This is a genomic window from Janthinobacterium sp. CG_23.4 (genome assembly GCF_029892305.1).
GTDB classification, from domain to species: Bacteria; Pseudomonadota; Gammaproteobacteria; order Burkholderiales; family Burkholderiaceae_D; genus Janthinobacterium; species Janthinobacterium lividum_D.
Window position 1 is genome coordinate 4,117,447 of the sequence record NZ_JARXUX010000001.1, and the last position, 15,772, is coordinate 4,133,218.

Consider the following 15,772-nt stretch of genomic DNA (forward strand, 5'->3'; position numbering starts at 1 on the left):
GAATTATTACTATTCTAACCGCGTCTTTGGCTTTCGTGCAATCGTGACATTGACAGAAATACCAACTAATTCAAAAGCAGACCAGGCGCCAGGCAGTGCAGCGCAGGACCGCCAGGGCCCCGCGATGGAGTAAAATGGCGCCCATCGTCCGGTTCAGAACCTCCCCCAGCAGATGCATCCATCTCCTGCCGGGTCAGGCTCTTAGCACCGCCCACTCCCAAGCTTTTCATTGCAGGTTCATGATGCTAGATAATCTCACCCAACGGCTTGCCAAAGTCGTCAAGACCATGCGCGGCGAGGCGCGCCTGACCGAAGCGAACACCGCCGACATGCTGCGCGAAGTGCGCCTGGCGCTGCTCGAAGCCGACGTCGCCCTGCCCGCCGTGCGCGAATTCATCGCCAAAGTCAAAGAAAAAGCCATGGGCGAGGATGTTATTTCCTCGCTCACGCCAGGCCAGGCCCTGGTCGGCGTGGTGCAGCGCGAGCTGGCCGCCCTGATGGGCGCCGACCTGGGACCGGAAGCGTCGCAGATCAGCTTTGCGCAGCAACCGCCCGCCATCATCCTGATGGCCGGTCTGCAAGGTGTGGGTAAAACCACCACCGTCGGCAAGCTGGCAAAATATCTGAAGGAAGAAAAGAAGAAGAAAGTGCTGACCGTTTCTGCCGACGTGTATCGTCCTGCCGCGATCGCCCAGCTGCAATCGGTCACCGCCCAGGTGGGCGCCGACTTCTTCCCCTCTTCCAGCACCGACAAGCCGGTCGATATCGCGCTCGCTGCGCTGGACTGGGCGAAAAAGCATTACCACGACGTCCTGATCATCGATACGGCAGGCCGTCTGGGTATCGACGAAGAAATGATGCGCGAAATCGCTGCCGTCCACAGCGCCGTGAAACCGATCGAAACCCTGTTTGTCGTCGACGCCATGCTGGGCCAGGACGCGATCAATACGGCGAAAGCGTTCAACGATGCACTGCCGCTGACCGGCATCGTGCTGACCAAGCTCGATGGCGATGCACGCGGCGGTGCCGCCCTGTCGGTACGCCACATTACGGGTAAGCCGATCAAGTTTGCCGGTGTCTCGGAAAAACTCGACGGCCTGGAAGCATTTGACCCGACCCGCATGGCCAACCGCATCCTGGGCATGGGCGACATCCTCGCCCTGGTGGAAGAAGCGCGCAAGGGCGTCGACAGCAAGGCTGCGGCCGACCTGGCGCAAAAGATCAAGGTCGGCGGCAAGTTCGACATGAACGACTTCAAGGCGCAACTGGGGCAAATGAAGAAAATGGGCGGCATGGCCAACCTGATGGATAAGCTGCCAGCGCAGTTCCAGCAGGCGGCAGGCGGCAAGAACATGGATCAAGCCGATAAACAGGTGCGCCGCATGTGCGGCATCATCGATTCGATGACGCCGCAGGAGCGCGCCAAGCCTGAACTGATCAAGGCTACGCGCAAGCGCCGCATCGCCGCCGGCGCCGGCGTGCAAGTGCAGGAAGTGAACCGCATGCTGACGCAATTCGAGCAAATGCAGACGATGATGAAGAAATTGTCCGGCGGCGGCATGATGAAGATGATGCGTTCCATGAAGGGCATGATGCCCGGCATGAGGTAAGGCATCAACACCCGCGTTCGCGCGGATGTTGATGGCCTTCGCGACGCCGCACCAGCATCGCTTGAGACTCAAAAAACACCGTTTCAAATAATGCCGGTTTGCATTCTCCTGCGACCGGCATCCGTTCTTCCCTCCCCCTCAATACCCCTCGCTGTAGAGTCAGCAAGCATGCCGTTTACGGGCAAAAACACGCTTCTGTGCTCCTGCGCGGTGCGCCCGGGCGACAGCATCGCCATTTAGCTGCTTTTTCCTCGTAAAAACGTGAAAAACACTTGCGTACAAGGTCAATCCACACCAATATTAGCCGTGCGATTAATTGCGCAATTTCCCATGTGTTTGTTAAGGAGGCTCGAAGATGGCAACAGCCAAAAAAACCCCAGTAGCAGCGCCAGCCAAAGCGGCCGCAGCAGCCAAGCCTGCCGCCGCCAAAAAAGCAGCACCCGCAGCCAAAGCAGCAGCTAAACCAGCAGCGGCAAAGAAAGCGGCAGCACCGGCAACACCACGCAAGCCAAACGCAGCATTCATGAAAGCAATGACGCCATCGAAAGAGCTGGCCGCCGTTGTTGGCGCAGCACCACTGCCGCGCACGGAAGTGACCAAAAAGGTATGGGATTACATCAAAAAACTCGATCTGCAAGATCCGGCCAACCGCCGCATGATCAATGCGGACGACAAGCTGAAAGCTGTTTTCAGCGGCAAAGCCCAAGTCTCCATGTTTGAAATGACGAAACTGATTTCCGATCATTTGAAATAATCAGATACCCGCCGGCCCTATCCCGAGCGAGTGCCCCGTAGCTGATTCAGCGAGCGGGGCATTTTTTTGGGGTCAGACTCTCAACACCGTTTGCTGGGGTCAGACCCTCAACACCGATAACACCGAGCTTTGCGCCAACGCTGCGGGCGGTCTGACCCCAGCCTTCATCTGAACTCCCACTGTTTCCACGCCGCCAGCACGGCATTCGGATACTCTGCCCGCCCCCGGCTGCCGTTATACCGCCCCAGCGCCAGGTACAAATCCCCGCGTTCCATATCCAGGTACATGCGCAAGATCGCGCAGCCATAGCGCAAATTCGTTTGCATGTGGAATAGCTTGCTGCGGTCACTGTCGCCGATGACGCCCGTCCAGAATGGCATGACCTGCATGTAGCCGCGTGCGCCAGCCAGCGAGACAGCATATTTGCGGTAGGCCGATTCCACCTGGATCAGGCCCAGCACCAGGGCCGGTTCCAGGCCCGCGCGGCGCGCTTCATACCATACCGTTTCCAAAAATTCCGTGCGCAGCTGCGCGTCCGGCAGCTTGCGTTGCAGGCGTTGCGACATCTGCGCCAGCCATTGCTGGTAGCGCTGCAGTTCGATGGGTGTGGCAAATTTGGGTTGCGGCGGGCGTTCGTCGCGGATCGCGTGCGACAAGGCCAGGCGGACAGAGTCGGCCAGCGCCTCCTCTTTCTGCTTGCCGGCCTGCGCCGGGAAAGCGCAGGCCAGGCCGGCGGCCAGCGCGAGCGCGCCAGCCACCTTGCTTACTGATGGACGCTTCACTGCGCCATTTTGCCCTGGATGAAGGCGACGATCTCGTCCGGTGCCACGCCCGATGCTTCGGTGTCGCGGCGGCCCTGGTATTCCAGCTTGCCTTCTTTCAAGCCACGTTCGCCGATGACGATGCGGTGTGGCACGCCGATCAATTCCCAGTCTGCAAACATGGCGCCAGGACGCAAGCCGCGATCATCAACGATAACGTCCACGCCAGCGTCTTGCAGGGCCGCGTACAGCTTCTCTGTCTCTTCCTTGACCATCTCGCTGCGGTCCATGCCCATCGGGCACAGCACCACCTCGAATGGGGCGATCGATGCCGGCCAAATGATGCCCTTGTCATCGAAGTTCTGTTCGATGGCAGCGCCCAGGATGCGCGTCACGCCGATGCCGTAGCAACCCATCTGCAGTGGCGCAGGCTTGCCATTCTCGTCGAGGAAAGTGGCTTTCATGCTTTCCGAGTACGCCGTGCCCAGCTGGAACACGTGACCCACTTCGATGCCGCGCTCAATGGCCAGCACACCCTGGCCGTCCGGAGAGGCGTCGCCGGCGACGACATTGCGCAAGTCGGCCACGATGGCTGGCTCGGCTACATCGCGACCCCAATTGGCACCCGTGTAATGGAAACCGGCGTCATTCGCACCGCAAACGAAGTCGCTCATGTGGGCGACCGTGCGGTCCGCCACCACGGTGACCGGTGCTTTGGTGCCGATCGGGCCCAGGTAGCCAGGAATGGTGCCGTACACTTCCAGGATTTCCGCTTCCGTCGAGAAACGGTGACCGGCCAGGCCGGCAACCTTGCTCACCTTGATCTCGTTCAATTCATGGTCGCCGCGCAGCAGCAGCATGAAATGCTGTTTCGTCACTTTCTCGTCCTTGCCCGTGGTTTCCACCGTCAGAGCGATGGTTTTCACGGTCTGCGACAAAGCCATGCCCAGCAGGGCCGCTACGCTTTCGCACTTGACGGTATCGGGCGTGGCCGTTTTGCTCAGTGCCTGGGTAGCGGCAGGACGCTCGCCCGCTGGCGCCAGCGCTTCAGCCGCTTCCATATTGGCGGCGAAATCGGAGGTCGGGCAATACACGAGCGCGTCTTCACCCGTGTGGGCAATAACGTGGAATTCGTGCGAACCGGAACCGCCGATGGCGCCATTGTCGGCCGCCACGGCGCGAAATTTCAGGCCGAAACGGGTGAAGATGCGCGTGTAGGCATCAAACATGACCTTGTATGACGCTTGCATGCCGGCCAGGTCGCGGTCGAAGGAATAGGCGTCCTTCATGGTGAATTCGCGGCCACGCATCAGGCCAAAACGTGGACGACGCTCGTCGCGGAACTTGGTCTGGATATGATAAAAGTTCAGCGGCAACTGGCGGTAGGACTTGATTTCCGTGCGCACGACGTCGGTGATGACTTCTTCTGATGTCGGCTGGATCGCGTATTCGCGGCCGTGGCGGTCTTTCACGCGCATCAGTTCATCGCCCATCTTGGTCCAGCGGCCCGTCTCCTGCCACAGTTCGGCTGGCTGTACCAGCGGCATCAGCAATTCGATGCCGGCGGCTTTGTTCATCTCGTCACGGATGATGGCTTCCACCTTGCGAATCACGCGCAAGCCCATCGGCATGTAAGTGTAGATGCCGGAACCGAGGCGTTTGATCATGCCTGCACGCATCATCAATTGGTGGCTGACGATTTCCGCGTCGGAAGGTGCATCTTTAAGTGTGGAAATAAAAAAACGGGAGGCGCGCATAACGGTGAATTCTTTTTAAAAAGAGAGGGTTATAATCAACCTAATTTTAAAGGATTAGCTGGCTGATGCGTCCATACTTTACACAAATGCGCTCAATTGGTGCGATTCCGGCGCTTTTCTCACCCCGAAAAGGTCACCGGCTTGCGAAGTTGTGGGTAATTACGTAAATAAGGACGCTCTGTCGCAGAAAGTTTGAGGTGCATTATGCTCGACCGTGAAGGGTTTCGGCCCAACGTCGGCATCATCCTGCTAAACGCCCAGAACGAGGTGTGGTGGGGCAAGCGGGTGCGCGAGCACTCATGGCAGTTTCCGCAAGGCGGTATCAAATATGGCGAAACACCGGAACAAGCCATGTTTCGCGAACTTGAAGAGGAAATCGGACTCAGACAGGAACACGTCAAAATTGTCGGCCGCACCCGCGACTGGCTGCGCTATGAAGTGCCAGACCACTTCATCAAGCGCGAGATTCGCGGCCACTACCGTGGCCAAAAGCAGATTTGGTTTCTGCTGAGAATGTGCGCGCGCGATAACGACGTCAATCTGCGCCTGACCGACCATCCCGAGTTCGACGCCTGGCGCTGGCATGAATACTGGGTCCCGCTCGATGTCGTCATTGAATTTAAACGCGATGTGTACCAGCGCGCCTTGCAGGAGCTGTCGCGCTTCCTGACCTGGCCCGCGCATGGCAACGCACAGCAAGCGCAGCGCCACACCTCGCGCTACCTGCGCCAGCCCCATGCACCACGGGCGCAGGATGCTGTGGCACTGGTCAAGCCTTGCGACGGCATTGCCGCCGACGGGTGCATGCCGGAGCTGCTCTTGCCGGGCAAGGCCTAGCCCAGCGCGATGAACGCACTTTCCCACGCAAAAGGGGCAGCCTGAACAGGCTGCCCCTTTTTACATTCCGGCAAAGAACTTTTTTTGCCGGTCAGACTGACTTAGTTTGCCGCCGGCGCTGGCGCAGCAGCGGGAACATCGAGCGTAATCGCTTTCAAGCCCAGGATGTCGCTGCTGTAGTGGCGGATCTTGTTGGCCAGAGCCGGGTCACTATTCAACTTTTGGCCATACGACGGCACCATTTCCACCATCTTGGCTTGCCATTCCGGTGTCGCCAGGCGGCTCTTGAATGCCGTTTGCAGCACCTTGATCATGATAGGCGGCGCGGTCGAGGCACCGGGCGAGGCACCCAGCAAGGCGACGATGCTGCCATCGGCAGCGCCGACGACTTCCGTGCCGAACTGCAGCAAACCGCCTTTGACAGGATCATCTTTGACGATCTGCACGCGCTGGCCCGCGTTTTGCAAGGTCCAGTCTTCCATCTTGGCATTCGGCAGATATTCACGCAGGGTCTTCAAACGGTCTTCCGGCGTGTTCATGACTTGCTCGACCAGATATTTCGTCAACGGAATATTGTCATAGCCGGCTTGCAGCATGGGTTTCACATTGCCCGCGCCGATAGAGGCAGGCAAGTCGATCCACGAGCCGTTCTTCAGGAACTTGGTCGAGAAAGTGGCAAACGGGCCAAACAACAGCGCTTTCTTGCCATCGATAATGCGCGTATCGAGATGCGGCACGGACATCGGTGGCGAACCGACGGATGCCTTGCCGTAGACCTTGGCCGCATGCGCCGCCACCAGTTCCGGGTTGGTCGTGACCAGCCATTGGCCACCCACCGGCACGCCACCGTAGCCCTTGGCTTCAGCAATGCCCGATTTTTCCAGCAGCGGCAGCGAACCGCCACCGGCGCCGATGAAGACGAATTTGGCGCGCATGGTCTTTTCCTTGCCGGCAGCGAGGTCTTTCACCGTCACGTTCCACACGCCATCGGCGCCGCGCTCGATGTCTTCCACCTGGTGGCGCAGATGCAGGGCCATGCCATGACTGTCCGTCAGGTATTTCACCAAGCCGCGCGTGAGGTTGCCGAAATTGACGTCGGTACCGATTTCCATGCGCGTCGCCGCCACTTTCTGGCCCTTGTCGCGCCCTTGCATGATCAACGGCGCCCATTGCTCGATCTGTGCCTGGTCTTCCGAGTACAGCATGCCCTTGAACAGGTTTTCCTTTTGCAGCGCGGCGTAGCGCTTCTTCAAAAAGGCGATATTGTCATCGCCCCAGACAAAGGCCATGTGCGGCACATTGTTGATGAAGGTCTGCGGTGCGCCCAGGTGCTTGTTGGCTACCTGATAGGCCCAGAATTGCTTGGAAATTTCAAATTGCTCGTTGATGGCAACGGCTTTTTTCGTCTCGATGCTGCCGTCGGCCGCTTCTGGCGTGTAATTGAGTTCGGCAAATGCCGAGTGGCCAGTGCCCGCGTTGTTCATCGCGTCCGAGCTTTCGGCGGCCACGGAATCGAGGCGCTCGACCATTTCCATCGTCAGCGATGGATCGAGTTCCTTGAGCATGCTGCCCAGGGTGGCGCTCATGGTGCCGGCGCCGATCAGCAGCACGTCGACCGGTTTTTCGGACGAGGCAGGAGGGGTCTTGTTACATGCCGCCAGGATCAGGCACGACATCAAAAGTAATAGCGATTTACGCATACGTAACTCCGTTTATGAATACTGAAGGATGATTCTTGCGCGCCACCGTGGCGACACCATCGCAGCTACCGGCTGATCTGACGAAAAACAGTCTGGCCTGCGGCGCGCCATGGCGGCCGAACAGCTCAATGTCGATGGTGATAGGCATGCTGCCGCGCTCCGGAATATCCCAAGAGCAATATCTGGTGGCAAAGGTGCGGGCAATGGATAGCGCGGACTGCGTTGCCGGCTGAAAAGCCGGCAATGAAATCGCCGTCATGTCCAGTGCGAATATCAAGAGTGGCGATTTTATCACCGTTATTTGGCGCCGCCAGGCCCACACGATAGTGGATAACACTTACTGCAGGGTAATAAATTGCCCCAACTATCGGGGCATGCAAGCAGGCGCCAGACGGCAAGCATCCCCGATGCCCTTTGTTTATGTACGCGGTACAATGCCGGCTACCCCTTAGCCAGACTCCTTGAGCCATGTTCAACCCCTCTTCCGACGATGTGCGACGCTTCTTTTGCGAAACATTGCGCAAGCACCGCGCCCATGAAATCCTCACGCCGATGGAAGCCATCGCGCTCGACTGGATCCTCGAACACCCCGAATATGAAGACGCCTTGAGCGACGTCGAGGCGGCACTGGCGCGCGATTACTCCGTCGAAGGCGGACAGGCTAATCCTTTCCTGCACCTGTCCATGCATCTGTCGATCACGGAGCAAGTCCAGGTCGACCAGCCGCGCGGCATTCGCCCGGCCGTGCAGCAACTCACGCAACGCCTCGATTCAGCCCATGCAGCGCAGCACGAAGTGATGGAATGCCTGGGTCAGATGATCTGGGCATCACAGCGCTCGGGCTTGCCGCCCGATACCGACGCCTACATCGACTGCGTGCGCCGCCGCTAAACCAGGCCAGCGTTGACACCCTTGCCGGTATCGCTGGCCGAGAGCAAGCGGCTCGGCCGCGCGCCAAGCGCAAGGACAGCATGCGCTTGAACACGGCTATGTTCGATCTCGGCGCGCGCGACGCCGGCTGGCTAAAAACCTGGCGCGGCGCTACAGCTCAGCGGCGCACCACCAGGGTGGTCGGCAGGCTGTGCAGGTAGGCGGCCAGGTCCTTGATGTCTTGGTTGCTCAACGGTTTCACCTGGCCCGTCATGATGGCGTTGTTGCGGCCATTGGCCTTGTCGCCGCGTTTATACGCCGTCAAAGCATGTTCCAGGTAATCCTTGTGCTGGCCCGCCAGTTTTGGATACGATGGATCGATGGGCGAGCCGTAATCCTTGCCGTGGCAGGTCGCGCAGCTGTATTTTTCAGCCAGGGCCTTGCCAGTGTTGATATTGCCGGCGGCGCCGGCGCCGAACGACACCGTGGCGCAAACGAGGGCGGCGAGTAATGTTTTCATCGGGCTAGTCCTCAGTTCGGCTTGGCTTGTTGCGCATAATATGCGGCGACATCGGCGATATCCTGCTCGGACAGGCTGCTGGCGATACCCTTCATGCTGGGATGCTTGCGCTCGCCCTTCTTGTAGGCTAACAGGGCATTTTCGATATATTTTGCCGTCTGGCCGCCGATCATCGGTACCTGGAACACCTCGGGAAAGGTCGCCTTGTAACCGGGAATGCCGTGGCAACCAATACACATCTCCACCTTGGCAGTGGCTGCCTTGGCGTTTCCTACAATGTCAGCCGCTGTGACGGCATTTGCTGTGCCGGCAAGCACGAGAAGTGCAAATATTTTTTTCATAGTGGCAATGTGAACAAAGCTAATCGGAGAAACGCCAGAGCTGGTTTTTATTGATCTTCTCTATTGTATTGACAATTAAGATTGACAATTAAGGTTAACAATTAATCTGCTGCTTGCCGATTCTAGCCAAGATATTCTTGCAAGTCCACCTATAAAACCCGCATTGTCGGCCGGCAAGCACAGGCCATCCGCGTGGCGGTGCGCCACAGTTCTGTTTATACTCAGCATTTCCCTATTTTGGCAGACCGCTCATGCAAGCAAAGCACCCCCAGCAAGGCCAACGCTTCGAAGGTTCCGACAGCTATGTCGCCACCGCCGACCTGAAACTGGCCGTGAATGCGGCGCTGACCCTGCAGCGTCCGCTGCTGATCAAGGGCGAGCCGGGCACCGGCAAGACCATGCTGGCCGAAGAAGTGGCCGCCGCGCTGAACATGCCGCTGATGCAATGGCATATCAAATCGACCACCAAGGCGCAGCAGGGCTTGTACGAATACGATGCCGTGTCGCGCCTGCGCGATTCGCAGCTGGGCGACGAGCGCGTGCGCGACATCCAGAACTATATCGTCAAGGGCGTGCTATGGCAGGCATTCACAGCGCCCGAGCCGGTGGTGCTGCTGATCGATGAAATCGACAAGGCCGACATCGAATTCCCGAACGACCTGCTGCGTGAACTGGACCGCATGGAATTCTATGTCTATGAAACGCGCGAAATGGTCACGGCGCGCCATCGCCCGCTGGTCATCATCACCTCGAACAACGAGAAGGAATTGCCGGATGCGTTTTTGCGCCGCTGCTTCTTCCATTACATCAAATTCCCGGACAAGGACACGATGGAGCAGATCGTCGCCGTCCACTACCCGCACCTGAAACAGCAATTGCTGGCGCAGGCGCTCGACACCTTCTATGCAGTGCGCGACGTGCCGGGCCTGAAGAAAAAACCGTCGACCTCGGAATTTCTCGACTGGCTCAAACTGCTGCTGGCCGAAGACATCCCCTTTGACGCGCTGCGCAGCAACGATAACAAGGCTGTCGTGCCACCGCTGCACGGTGCGCTGCTGAAAAACGAACAGGACGTGCACCTGTTCGAGCGCCTGATGTTCATGTCGCGCACCAACCGCTAAGGAGCGCCGGTGAACGACATCAGCCCGGACAAGGTCTTCGTACCGCTGGAACTGCACGGCATCGCCCTCGAAGCGCTGGCGCCGCACCACGCGCCCGGCTTGCGCGCGGCGGCCATGGATGGCGAACTGTGGAATCTGCGCGTCACCTCGGTGCCGGAACCGGAACAGGTCGACCAGTACATTTTCAAGAGCATCGAAATGCGCCCGGCGCGCTTCGCCTTTGCCGTCATCGACGTGGCCAGCGGCGAAGTGCTCGGCAGCACCAGCTACCACGACGTAGTACCCGCCATAGGCCGCCTGGAAATCGGCTACACCTGGTACGCGAAACGCTGCCAGCGCAGCCACGTCAACACCACCTGCAAATTGCTGCTGCTGGCGCACGCCTTCGACACGCTCGGCTGCGCTCTGGTGGGTTTTCGCACCGATAATTTCAACCATGCCTCGCAGGCGGCCATCGAGCGCCTGGGCGCAAAAAAAGATGGCGTGCTGCGCCACCATGCGCTGCGCCGCGACGGCACCGTGCGCGATACCGTCATGTACAGCATCACGCGCGGCGATTGGCCGGAAATAGCCGCCCATCTGCGCGACAAGCTGGCGCAGCGCCGCATCGCCGCACTACCCCGCGCGCAAGGGCAGACGCCATGCTGATCGATTTCTTCTTCACGCTCAAGGACGCGAAGATTCCTGTCTCGATCAAGGAATTTCTGACCCTGCTCGAAGCATTGCAAAAGAATATCATCGACGCCTCGATGGACGATTTCTACTATCTGTCGCGCCTGACGCTGGTCAAGGACGAAGCGCATTTCGACAAGTTCGACCGCGCATTTGCCCAATACTTCAAGGGCGTCAACGCAAGCTTCGAGACCAACGCGGCGATTCCCCTCGACTGGCTGCTCAAGCGCATGCAGCGCGAACTGTCCGAAGAGCAGAAGGCGCAGCTGGAAAAATTCGGCTACGACAAGCTGATGGACCGCCTGAACGAACTGCTGAAGGAACAGAAGGAGCGCCACGAGGGCGGCAGCAAGTGGATAGGCACGGGCGGCACGTCGCCGTTCGGCAATGGCGGCACGAATCCGGAAGGCATCCGCATCGGTGGCAAGGGCGGTAACCGCACGGCAGTGAAAGTATGGGAAGCGCGCAGCTACAAGGATTACGACAGCGAGCGCGAACTAGGCACGCGCAACATCAAGGTGGCCCTGCGCCGCCTGCGCAAATTCGCGCGCGAAGGTGCGCAAGACGAACTGGCGCTCGATGCCACCATTGCCGCCACGGCCAACAACGCGGGCTATCTGGACATCAAGATGCGGCCAGAGCGCAAGAACCGCATCAAGGTACTGATGCTGTTCGATGTGGGCGGCAGCATGGACGACCATATCGAGCGCACCGAAGAACTGTTTTCGGCGGCGAAGACGGAATTTAAGAACATGGAGTTCTTTTACTTCCATAACTGCGTCTACGACACCCTGTGGAAGAACAACCGGCGCCGCAACGCCGAGCGTTTTTCCACCTGGGACGTACTGCGCAAGTATGCGCCAGATACCAAGCTGATTTTTGTCGGCGACGCCACCATGAGTCCCTATGAAATCCTGCAGCCGGGTGGTTCGGTCGAATACAACAACGAGGAAGCGGGATCGACATGGCTGGCGCGCTTTACCCAGGCATTCCCCAAATTCATCTGGCTCAATCCCGAGTCGGAGGGCTTGTGGCAGTACCGCCAGTCGATAGGCGTGATACGCCAATTAATGAACAACCGCATGTTTCCGCTCTCGATCGACGGGCTGGAACGGGGCATGCGCCTGCTCAGCAAATAAAGAAATACGCCAAAAAATCCATGGCGGCGGACGGGCCGCCATGGCGCACACTGCAACACTGACCTACCGTGCAGGGCCTGTGCGCCGCGCTCGAGTACTATACGCTGATACCAGCCCTGCCATACCCTAACCTGCTGCATCCTGTGCGCGGCCGCCATGGCCGCGACACTGTTCGATTGCGCACATCGTGCACGCCTTCTGCTCCGGTAGAATCGGCGCATCGCTGTGCGCAAACTATGCACCATCGCTGCACCACGACATGATCGCGCCAGCCTCCATGCTGGCGCTCGGTGCCAGCGCTATTTCAAAGGAATGAGCATGCAAAGTCTGATCTCGATCGCCGCCGACCTGTCCTGGCCATTCGCCATCACCGTGGCCTGGGTGGTGGGCGAATTCGGCCACCGCTGGACTGGCCTGCCGCGCATCAGTTTTTATGGCGTCATCGGCTTCGTCCTGGCGCAAACGCAGGTCGGCATCTTGCCGCAAACGGACGCCGGTCCCATGCTGGTGCTGGCCGACGTGGCCTTCGGCCTGATCCTGTTCGAAGTCGGCTACCGCATCAACCTGCGCTGGCTAAAGAACAACCCGTGGATTGCCGTCACGGGCCTGGCAGAATCCTTGCTGACCTTTGCCGTCGTCTACTTCATCGGTATTGAATTTGGCAGCACCTCGATGACAGCGCTGCTGCTGGCGTCCTTGGCCATGTCCACCTCGCCAGCCACCATCATGCGCGTCATCAACGAAGAACGCAGCTCGGGCCAGGTGACGGAACGCATCGTCCACCTGACGGCGCTGAACTGCGTGTTGGCCGTCTTCACGTTCAACATCATCGTCGGCTTCTGGATGTTCCAGAGCGCCACCGACCTGGTCCAAGCCACTAGCAGCAGCGCCGCCGTGCTGGCCGCCTCGGTCGCCGCCGGCACCGTCTTTGGCATCGTCGTACCGGCCATGCTGCGCCGTCTGGGCAATATGGCGCAGGACGCCACCGTCGCCTTTGCACTGTCGGTGATGCTGCTCGTCGCCCTGACCTATTCCACCAGCCTGTCGCCGCTACTGGCCACCCTCACATTCGGCCTGGTAGCGCGCCACCGTCGCGTCGCCTTCAGCCAGGCGCAGCGCAATTTCGGCGCGCTGGGCGAACTGCTGACGGTGCTGCTATTCGTGTATGCCGCCTCGACCCTGGAATGGGCCAGCGTGACGGCCGGCGCGGCCCTGGCCCTGGCCGTCGTCGGCGGTCGCTTGCTGACGAAAGTCGTCGGCGTGGCTGCGTTTTCGCACGTCAGCGGCATTTCCTGGCGCAAGGGCGTGCTGACGGGAATGGCACTCACGCCCGTCTCCGTCTTCATCATCCTGCTGCTCGAACACGCGCGCCAGCAAGGCGTGAACTTCGGCGACGAATTGAACGCCCTGGCCGCCGTCACGCTGGGCCTGGAACTGGTCGGCCCGGTGCTGGTGCAGCGCGTGCTGATGCTGGCCAAAGAAACCCACGAAATCAAGGAGCGCTAAATGCCACTGGAACCCTTTGGCCAATCGGCCGCGCTGACCTTCGGCGTCGAACTCGAACTGCAACTGGTGAATCTGTCAGACTATGATTTGACGGCAGCGAGCCCCGATCTGCTGCATCTGCTGAACAAAAAACCGTTTCCCGGCAACGTTACGCCGGAAATCACCGAGAGCATGATCGAGATTAACTCTAGCGTGCACACGCATCACGGCCCCCTGCTGGCGCAGTTGCAGGAAATCCGCGACACGCTGGTCACGGCCGGCGACAAGCTCAATATCGGCATCGCGGGCGGCGGCACGCACCCGTTCCAGCAATGGTCGTCACAAAAGATCTTCTCCAAGCCGCGTTTCCAGGAAATCTCGGAACTGTACGGCTACCTGGCCAAGCAGTTCACCATCTTCGGCCAGCACGTGCACATCGGCTGCGCCTCGGGCGACGACGCCATGTTCCTGCTGCATTCACTGAACCGCTACATCCCCCACTTCATCGCCCTGTCGGCTTCCTCGCCCTACGTGCAAGGACGCGATACGCTGTTCGACTCGGCCCGCCTGAACTCCGTATTCGCCTTTCCCATGAGCGGGCGCGCACCGTTCACCCTCAGCTGGGAACAATTCTCCAACGAATATTTCGCCAAGATGGAGAACACGGGCATCATCAAGAGCATGAAGGACTTTTACTGGGATATCCGTCCCAAGCCGGAATTTGGCACTATCGAACTGCGCGTGTGCGACACGCCCCTGACGGTGGAGCGGGCCGCCGCGCTGGCCGCCTACCTGCAAGCCCTGTGCCGCTACCTGCTCGAACGCCGCGAAACCCAGCCGGTGGAAGACGATTACCTCGTGTATAACTACAACCGCTTCCAGGCTTGCCGCTTTGGCCTCGATGGTGCCATCACGCATCCGAAAACCTACGAGACGATGTCACTACGCGAAGACATCATGACCACCCTGCGCAAAATGGAACCGCACGCCGAGGCACTGGGCAGTACGCCAGCTCTGAAACACCTGTCTGAGGTGGCCAAGCAATGGAGCGACGCACAATACCTGCGCAAGCAGCACAGCCTGCAGGGCAGCGCCGAGGGCATGGTCGATGCCGCCATTCGATGTTTTCGCGGTGAGCCCATGAATTACTGACGCTGCCCAGCCTGGAAACATCGGTCGGCTCAAAACCGCGTCTCGCGCGCCGCGCGCAAAAAGTTATCGAGGATGGGCGTGCAATCGAGCAGTTCGACCCCGCCTGCCGAATGAAATTCCGGGTGCCACTGCAAGCCCATGACGAAGCGCGCCCGCTGGTAGCGGATGGCTTCGACGATATTATCGCCTTGCGAATACGCTTCCACGCTGATGTCGCGCCCCAGGTCCTTGACCGACTGGTGGTGGATGGAATTGACGAGCGCCTCGCCCGCCTTCGGGAACATGCCCGCCAGCGACGAGCCTTTCGGGAAGACGATGCTGTGGCGATGGCGGTCGTACAGGTCGTTGACGTGCGAGGTGGCGCCTTCCACGTCCGAAGCGATGTCCTGGTACAAAGTGCCGCCAAAGCCCACGTTGATGAGTTGGCAGCCGCGGCATATGCCCAGCACGGGTTTGCCCGCGTCGACAAATTCATGCAGCAATTCCAGTTCGTACAGGTCGCGCGCGCGGTCGCCGCTCCATTCGGGGCGCGTAGCCGCCTCGGAATACGTCTGCGGGGAAACGTCGGCGCCCCCCTGCAGCACCAGGCCGTCCAGGTGGCGCGCGTAGTGGCGCAAGGTGATATTGCTCGGGTGTAGCAAGCCGCTGGTATTGACCGTCGGGATCATGAACACCAGCACGTCACGCGACATGACCCACTGCGCAATCGACTCCTCCAGGTATTGGAGGTTCTTGCTGCGCAGTCCGGTGGCGCCCGGCTCGGGATGGAAAATGCGCGCCGAGATGCCAATGCGCAGGGTGCGCCGCATGAAATCGCGGCTGGCCTTGTCGCGCATGGAACGGTAGCGCGACGAGATCACCCTCCACGCCAGCGCCAGCGGCGTGTCGTTATCCTTCAGATAACGGGGCACAGCATCGTGCGCACGCTGCTCATCATCGGGCACCCTGCCGACCCGCTCGGGCCGGGCCGGCGTTGCAGGATCGGTGGCCGGAGGGTGCTGGAGATCTTTTTCGTCTGACATGGCAAGGCTGACTGAAAGCGGAGACGTTTTC

16 protein-coding genes are annotated in these 15,772 nt (G+C 59.7%); 9 read left to right on the top strand and 7 right to left on the bottom strand.

The window, feature by feature from the left end; translation table 11 throughout:
• Window positions 1-242: 242 nt before the first annotated feature.
• Both ffh and H4V96_RS18505 read left to right on the top strand, forming a co-directional pair.
• Window positions 243-1,610: a signal recognition particle protein gene (gene ffh / locus H4V96_RS18500; RefSeq protein WP_010401368.1), complete on the top strand. Its 1,368-nt coding sequence runs from the start codon at window positions 243-245 to the stop codon at window positions 1,608-1,610.
• Between the two features lie 355 nt (window positions 1,611-1,965).
• Window positions 1,966-2,364, top strand: coding sequence for an SWIB/MDM2 domain-containing protein (locus tag H4V96_RS18505; RefSeq protein ID WP_010401369.1), 399 nt, complete (start codon window positions 1,966-1,968; stop codon window positions 2,362-2,364).
• 164 nt (window positions 2,365-2,528) lie between these two features.
• Here H4V96_RS18505 and H4V96_RS18510 read toward each other — a convergent pair whose 3' ends face one another.
• On the bottom strand, window positions 2,529-3,146 hold the full coding sequence (locus tag H4V96_RS18510; RefSeq protein WP_010401370.1) for a lytic transglycosylase domain-containing protein: 618 nt from the start codon (window positions 3,144-3,146) through the stop codon (window positions 2,529-2,531).
• Complete coding sequence (locus tag H4V96_RS18515) at window positions 3,143-4,882, bottom strand: proline--tRNA ligase (RefSeq protein ID WP_196854992.1); 1,740 nt, start codon at window positions 4,880-4,882, stop codon at window positions 3,143-3,145. Before H4V96_RS18515 ends, H4V96_RS18510 begins: the two co-directional genes overlap by 4 nt.
• A gap of 204 nt (window positions 4,883-5,086) precedes the next feature.
• Here H4V96_RS18515 and H4V96_RS18520 point away from each other — a divergent pair, with 204 nt between their 5' ends.
• Window positions 5,087-5,719 (top strand): RNA pyrophosphohydrolase, encoded by a 633-nt coding sequence (locus tag H4V96_RS18520; protein WP_196854991.1) that lies wholly within the window; start codon window positions 5,087-5,089, stop codon window positions 5,717-5,719.
• Between the two features lie 101 nt (window positions 5,720-5,820).
• Here the strand turns inward: H4V96_RS18520 and mqo are convergent, their stop codons facing one another.
• Both mqo and H4V96_RS18530 read right to left on the bottom strand, forming a co-directional pair.
• A complete protein-coding gene (mqo, locus tag H4V96_RS18525; RefSeq protein ID WP_280721102.1) occupies window positions 5,821-7,419 on the bottom strand; it encodes a malate dehydrogenase (quinone) in 1,599 nt (532 codons plus the stop codon).
• Window positions 7,412-7,678, bottom strand: a complete 267-nt coding sequence (locus H4V96_RS18530) for a hypothetical protein (protein ID WP_029496672.1) — start codon at window positions 7,676-7,678, stop codon at window positions 7,412-7,414. The genes mqo and H4V96_RS18530 overlap by 8 nt, the downstream gene beginning before the upstream one ends.
• 209 nt (window positions 7,679-7,887) lie before the next feature.
• Between H4V96_RS18530 and H4V96_RS18535 the strand changes: the two genes are divergently transcribed.
• Window positions 7,888-8,310 carry a DUF1841 family protein gene (locus H4V96_RS18535; RefSeq protein WP_010401378.1) on the top strand — a complete coding sequence of 141 codons (423 nt, stop codon included), beginning with the start codon at window positions 7,888-7,890 and terminating at the stop codon, window positions 8,308-8,310.
• A 157-nt stretch (window positions 8,311-8,467) separates the two neighbouring features.
• Here H4V96_RS18535 and H4V96_RS18540 read toward each other — a convergent pair whose 3' ends face one another.
• Both H4V96_RS18540 and H4V96_RS18545 read right to left on the bottom strand, forming a co-directional pair.
• Entirely contained in the window at window positions 8,468-8,809 is a 342-nt protein-coding gene (locus tag H4V96_RS18540) for a cytochrome c (protein WP_010401380.1), read from the bottom strand.
• 11 nt (window positions 8,810-8,820) lie between these two features.
• Window positions 8,821-9,150, bottom strand: a complete 330-nt coding sequence (locus tag H4V96_RS18545) for a cytochrome c (RefSeq protein WP_010401382.1) — start codon at window positions 9,148-9,150, stop codon at window positions 8,821-8,823.
• A 251-nt stretch (window positions 9,151-9,401) separates the two neighbouring features.
• Between H4V96_RS18545 and H4V96_RS18550 the strand changes: the two genes are divergently transcribed.
• The 5 genes from H4V96_RS18550 (at window position 9,402) to H4V96_RS18570 (ending at window position 14,719) form a co-directional block, all read left to right on the top strand.
• The gene (locus H4V96_RS18550) at window positions 9,402-10,271 is read left to right on the top strand and encodes a MoxR family ATPase (RefSeq protein WP_070346218.1); all 870 of its coding nucleotides are present in this window, start codon (window positions 9,402-9,404) and stop codon (window positions 10,269-10,271) included.
• A gap of 9 nt (window positions 10,272-10,280) precedes the next feature.
• Entirely contained in the window at window positions 10,281-10,919 is a 639-nt protein-coding gene (locus tag H4V96_RS18555; RefSeq protein ID WP_196854990.1) for a GNAT family protein, read from the top strand.
• Window positions 10,913-12,082 carry a VWA domain-containing protein gene (locus tag H4V96_RS18560; RefSeq protein WP_196854989.1) on the top strand — a complete coding sequence of 390 codons (1,170 nt, stop codon included), beginning with the start codon at window positions 10,913-10,915 and terminating at the stop codon, window positions 12,080-12,082. The genes H4V96_RS18555 and H4V96_RS18560 overlap by 7 nt, the downstream gene beginning before the upstream one ends.
• A gap of 318 nt (window positions 12,083-12,400) precedes the next feature.
• Window positions 12,401-13,588 carry a cation:proton antiporter gene (locus tag H4V96_RS18565; protein ID WP_029496673.1) on the top strand — a complete coding sequence of 396 codons (1,188 nt, stop codon included), beginning with the start codon at window positions 12,401-12,403 and terminating at the stop codon, window positions 13,586-13,588.
• Window positions 13,589-14,719 carry a YbdK family carboxylate-amine ligase gene (locus H4V96_RS18570; protein ID WP_196854988.1) on the top strand — a complete coding sequence of 377 codons (1,131 nt, stop codon included), beginning with the start codon at window positions 13,589-13,591 and terminating at the stop codon, window positions 14,717-14,719. It begins immediately after the preceding gene.
• Window positions 14,720-14,748: 29 nt separating this feature from the next.
• On the opposite strand, the gene H4V96_RS18575 is transcribed toward H4V96_RS18570, so the two are convergent.
• Entirely contained in the window at window positions 14,749-15,741 is a 993-nt protein-coding gene (locus H4V96_RS18575) for a type 1 glutamine amidotransferase (protein ID WP_280721103.1), read from the bottom strand.
• Between the last annotated feature and the right edge of the window lie 31 nt (window positions 15,742-15,772).

Bases quoted from the DNA above. Each gene is read 5' to 3' on its own strand.
- ffh (WP_010401368.1), top strand. From the start codon at position 243: ATGCTAGATAATCTCACCCAACGGCTTGCCAAAGTCGTCAAGACCATG.
- H4V96_RS18505 (WP_010401369.1), top strand. From the start codon at position 1,966: ATGGCAACAGCCAAAAAAACCCCAGTAGCAGCGCCAGCCAAAGCGGCC.
- H4V96_RS18515 (WP_196854992.1), bottom strand. From the start codon at position 4,882: ATGCGCGCCTCCCGTTTTTTTATTTCCACACTTAAAGATGCACCTTCC.
- H4V96_RS18520 (WP_196854991.1), top strand. From the start codon at position 5,087: ATGCTCGACCGTGAAGGGTTTCGGCCCAACGTCGGCATCATCCTGCTA.
- mqo (WP_280721102.1), bottom strand. From the start codon at position 7,419: ATGCGTAAATCGCTATTACTTTTGATGTCGTGCCTGATCCTGGCGGCA.
- H4V96_RS18530 (WP_029496672.1), bottom strand. From the start codon at position 7,678: ATGACGGCGATTTCATTGCCGGCTTTTCAGCCGGCAACGCAGTCCGCG.
- H4V96_RS18535 (WP_010401378.1), top strand. From the start codon at position 7,888: ATGTTCAACCCCTCTTCCGACGATGTGCGACGCTTCTTTTGCGAAACA.
- H4V96_RS18540 (WP_010401380.1), bottom strand. From the start codon at position 8,809: ATGAAAACATTACTCGCCGCCCTCGTTTGCGCCACGGTGTCGTTCGGC.
- H4V96_RS18545 (WP_010401382.1), bottom strand. From the start codon at position 9,150: ATGAAAAAAATATTTGCACTTCTCGTGCTTGCCGGCACAGCAAATGCC.
- H4V96_RS18550 (WP_070346218.1), top strand. From the start codon at position 9,402: ATGCAAGCAAAGCACCCCCAGCAAGGCCAACGCTTCGAAGGTTCCGAC.
- H4V96_RS18560 (WP_196854989.1), top strand. From the start codon at position 10,913: ATGCTGATCGATTTCTTCTTCACGCTCAAGGACGCGAAGATTCCTGTC.
- H4V96_RS18565 (WP_029496673.1), top strand. From the start codon at position 12,401: ATGCAAAGTCTGATCTCGATCGCCGCCGACCTGTCCTGGCCATTCGCC.
- H4V96_RS18570 (WP_196854988.1), top strand. From the start codon at position 13,589: ATGCCACTGGAACCCTTTGGCCAATCGGCCGCGCTGACCTTCGGCGTC.
- H4V96_RS18575 (WP_280721103.1), bottom strand. From the start codon at position 15,741: ATGTCAGACGAAAAAGATCTCCAGCACCCTCCGGCCACCGATCCTGCA.